Here is a 4,046-nt window from a genome sequence, read left to right on the forward strand (position 1 = left end):
CTCGTCCTCGGCGGGGCCACGCTCGGCGGGGCCGCGCTGGCCGTGTCCGGCAGCGAGACGGGGGTCGTCGCCGGCGCCGCCGCCGGCCTGCTCGCCGGGGTGGGGCACCACGTCGTACGACGGCGGGAGCGGGCACGGCGGCGCGCGGCGCACGCCCGGGCGGTGCTCGCCCACGCCCGCAGCGCCCCGTCGGTGCACCAGGTGGCGGCGGCGGTGGCCGACGCCCTCCGCGAGGTGGGGCTGGCGCCCGTCGGTGCCGACGCCGTGCGCACGAGCGTCGATCCCGACGGCACCCACCGGGCCCGGCTCGTGCACGTCGACGAGGAGGCCTCGCGCGTCTTCGCGACGGCGGTGGAGGAGGCGCTGGGACCGGTGGAGCGACCGCGCTACCTCGTCTCCCGGCGCGTGCTGGGACCGCCCCCGCCGGCCGGCGACCCGCCACGGGTCCTGCGGCGCGCGGCCCGCGGCGAGGTCGACCACGACGGCGAGGTCTGGCACCCGGTGCCCGCCGTGCTCGGGAGCAACGCCGACCGGGCCGGCGCCTACGCCCGGGCCTGGGCCCGGTGGGCGGGCGGCGAGGCGCGGGCGCTGTGGACCGGGTCGCCGGAGGGCACGGGCGTGCTCGCGGCGCAGCACGGCAGCGACCCGTTCCGCGTCTCGTCGGTGCTGCGGCGTCACTGGGGCTGACCCGCCGCGACTTCGGAGGGCGCTGGGGTCGGATCGTAGGGTGGCCGACCGTGACCGACGCCGACCGACCGCTCCCCTCCGAGGCCCCCTGGGCCGCGGGGCCCTCCGCTCGGCCGGGGGTCGCGGAGGGCGACGTCGAGGACCACTGGGCCGACCTGCGCGACGCGGAGCCCGCCGAGGCGCCCGTCGTGCCGGTGGACGCCTCGCGCGTCGCCGTCGTCCTCGTCGCCCACGACGGCGCGGCCTGGCTGCCCACCGTGCTCGAGGGCCTGGCCGCCCAGACGGTGCGCCCCGGGCGGGCGCTGGCCGTCGACACCGGCAGCACCGACGGCAGCGGCGAGCTGCTCGACGCCGCGTTCGGGCACGCGCAGGTGCTCGAGGCCCCGGCCACCGCGTCGTACGGCGAGGCGGTCGACCTCGCGCTGGCCCGCCTCGCGGAGACCACCGGGACCACCGGGGCCGCCGGGACCGCCGGGACCACCGGTGACGGGGCGGCGGACGTCGAGTGGGTGTGGCTGCTCCACGACGACGCCACCCCGGCGCCCACCGCGCTGCAGCGGCTCCTCGAGTGCGCGACCGTCACCCCCGACGTCGACGCCGTCGGCCCCAAGCTGCGCGAGTGGCCCTCGCTGCGCCGCCTGCTCGAGGTCGGCGTGACGGTCAGCGGCACGGCCCGTCGCGAGACCGGGCTGGAGCGCGGCGAGTACGACCAGGGCCAGTACGACGTCTCCCACCGCGTCCTCGCGGTCAACAGCGCCGGCATGCTCGTGCGCCCCGCGCTGCTGCACGACCTCGGCGGCTTCGACCCGGCGCTGCCCGTGCTGGGCGCCGACCTCGACCTGGGGTGGCGCGCGGCCGCCGCCGGGCGCCGCATCGTCGTGGCCCCCGAGGCCGTCGTCTTCCACGCCGAGGCGGGCCACCGGGGGCTGCGACGCAGCAGCGTCGCCGGCCGTCACGCCCACCAGGCCGAGCGCCGCGCGCTGCTGCGCGTCGTGCTGGCGAACTGCTCGACCCGCCGCTTCGTGCCCACCTACCTGCGGCTCGTGCTCGGCGGCCTGCTGCGCGCGCTGGGCTTCCTGCTCACCCGCCGCCCCGCCACCGCGCTCGACGAGCTCGTCGCCCTCGCCGTCGTCTGCGGGCGTCCCGGCGAGCTGCGCCGGGCGCGGGCGGCGCGGCGCCCGCAGCGGACGGTGCCCGACGCCGAGGTGCGGCCGCTGCTCGCGCCGTGGTGGCTGCCCTACCGCCACGGCCTCGACGCGGCGGGGGAGGTCCTGGGCGCGCTCACGACCCACGCCGCCGACGTCGCCGACCGGCGCCGGGACGCACGCGCGGCCGCCGAGCGGGAGCGTGCCGCCGCGGGCCGGTCCGGAACGCGGGCGGCCGTCCCCGGCGAGCAGGACGACGAGCTCGCCGCCGAGAGCGGCTGGCTGGTGCGCTACGTGACGAGCCCCGTCGCGCTCACCGTCACCGCTGCCGTCGTGCTCTGCCTCGTCGGCGCGCGGGCCGCGGTCGGCCGGGTCTCGGGGGGCGCGCTGGCGCCCGTCCCCGAGACGACCGGCGCCTGGTGGACCCTCCACCTCGCCTCCCAGCTGCCGATCGGGACGGGCAGCGAGGTGCCCGCGCCGCCGTACGTCGCGCCCCTGGCCCTGCTCGCCTGGCTGCTCCCCGGGGGCCCGGCCACCGCCGTCTCCGTCCTGCTCGTGGCGTCGGTGCCGTTCGCGCTGTGGGGCGCGTGGCGCCTGCTCGGCGTCGCCGGCCGCCTGCTCGACCCCCGGGGCACCTCGCCGTGGCTGCTCGGCGTCGGCGCGCTCACCTACGCGCTGCTGCCCGTCACGTCCGGGGCCTGGGCCCAGGGCCGCTTCGGGGTGGTGTGGGCGGCGGCCCTGCTGCCGTGGTGCGTGCACGCCGCCCTCGGCTTCGCCGACCCCGAGCGGGAGCGGCGCTGGCGGGCCGGCTGGCGCACCGGGCTGCTGCTGACGCTCGTCGTCGCGCTCGTCCCGTTCGCGTGGTGGCTGGCCGCCGGGGTGCTGCTCGTCGTGGCCGTGCTCGCCCTGCTCGTCGGCGGCGCCCGCGTGCTGCGCGACCGCGCCGTGCTGTCGGGCACCGTGGCGCCGGTCGTGGTGGCCATGGCGACGCCGCTCGTGCTCCTCGCACCCTGGCTCGTGCCGACCGTGCTCGCCGGTGACCTCGTCGCGCTCGTCGGCGAGGCGGGGCGCCTGCCCCACGACGTGCTCGCGCCCACCGACCTGCTGGCCCTGCGCCTCGACGCGGGGGCGGCGGCCGCGTGGCCGGCGTACCTGCTGCTGGGCGCCGCGCTCCTGGCCCTCGCGGTCCCGGCCAGCCGCATCGCCGTCGTCGGCTGCTGGGCCGTCGCCGTCGCCGTGCTGGCGCCGGCCGCCGTGCTGGCCCTGCCGACGTTCGACCTCGCGGCGGGGGAGACCCCGGCCGCCGTCGGCTTCGTCGTCATCGCCCTCGGCGGCGCGGCGGTGGCCGCCGCCGTGCTGGGCGCTCAGGGGCTGCCGGCCTCGCTGCCGCGGGCGGGCGGCGGGGTACGGCGCGTGGCCACCCTCGTGCCGCTGCTCGTGCTCGCGGTGGTGCCGGTGGCCGGGCTCGCCTGGTTCGTCGGGCCGGGCTCCGCCATCGTCGACGACGACCGGGACAGTGCCATCCCGGCGTACATGGCCCAGCGCTCCGAGGAGTCGCCGTCCTACGGCGTGCTCGTCCTCGACGGCACCGTCCGCGGCGGGCTCGCCGTCGAGGTGCGCCGGGAGGACGGCCTGCGCCTGGGCGAGGAGGAGGTCGCCGCGCTGACCCCCGCCGACGACGCGTTCGCCGACGCGGTGCGGACGCTCGTGTCCGAGCCGACGCCCGAGGCGGTCGACGCGCTGCGGGCGGCGGGCGTCGCCTACGTCGTGCAGGCCGCGCCCGGCGATCCCGCCATCCGCGCGACCCTCGACTCCGTCGCCGGGCTCCAGCCGGCCAGCGGCGCCGAGGGTGGTGCCCGGGCCTGGGAGCTGGTCGACCCACCGGCGGACGACGCCGTCGAGCCCGCCGGCACCGACCTCCTGCGCGGCCTGCTCCTCGTGCTGCAGGTCGTCGCCGTGCTGGTCGTGCTCGTCATGGCCGGCCCCAGCCGACCCGCGGGCGACCGCGCACGTGAGGAGGAGCGGGCATGACCGAGACGCCCCCCGAGACCCCCCGGAGCCCCGGGACGCCCCCCGAGACGCCGGAGAGGCCCGCGACCCCCGGGACCGGGGGCGGCGGCCGTCGCCGGGCGGCGCCCGCGACCGAGCGGCGCCGCCGGCTCGACCCCGCCGTGCTCGCCGCCGTCGTGCTCCCCGTCGTGGCCCTCGGGCTCG

The 4,046-nt window shown here is 80.0% G+C and carries 1 protein-coding gene and 2 pseudogenes; all 3 read left to right on the top strand.

Annotated elements, in window-relative coordinates:
* Positions 1–687: pseudogene (locus tag KK617_RS18470) on the top strand (DEAD/DEAH box helicase); the annotation flags it as partial.
* Positions 688–737: 50 nt separating this feature from the next.
* Complete coding sequence (locus KK617_RS18475; protein ID WP_277501657.1) at positions 738–3,863, top strand: glycosyltransferase; 3,126 nt, start codon at positions 738–740, stop codon at positions 3,861–3,863.
* Positions 3,860–4,046, top strand: a pseudogene (locus tag KK617_RS18480) (hypothetical protein); the annotation flags it as partial. The gene KK617_RS18475 and the pseudogene KK617_RS18480, both read left to right, overlap by 4 nt.

Source organism: Nocardioides sp. ChNu-99, from assembly GCF_029493445.1.
In the GTDB taxonomy this organism is placed as follows: domain Bacteria; phylum Actinomycetota; class Actinomycetes; order Propionibacteriales; family Nocardioidaceae; genus Nocardioides.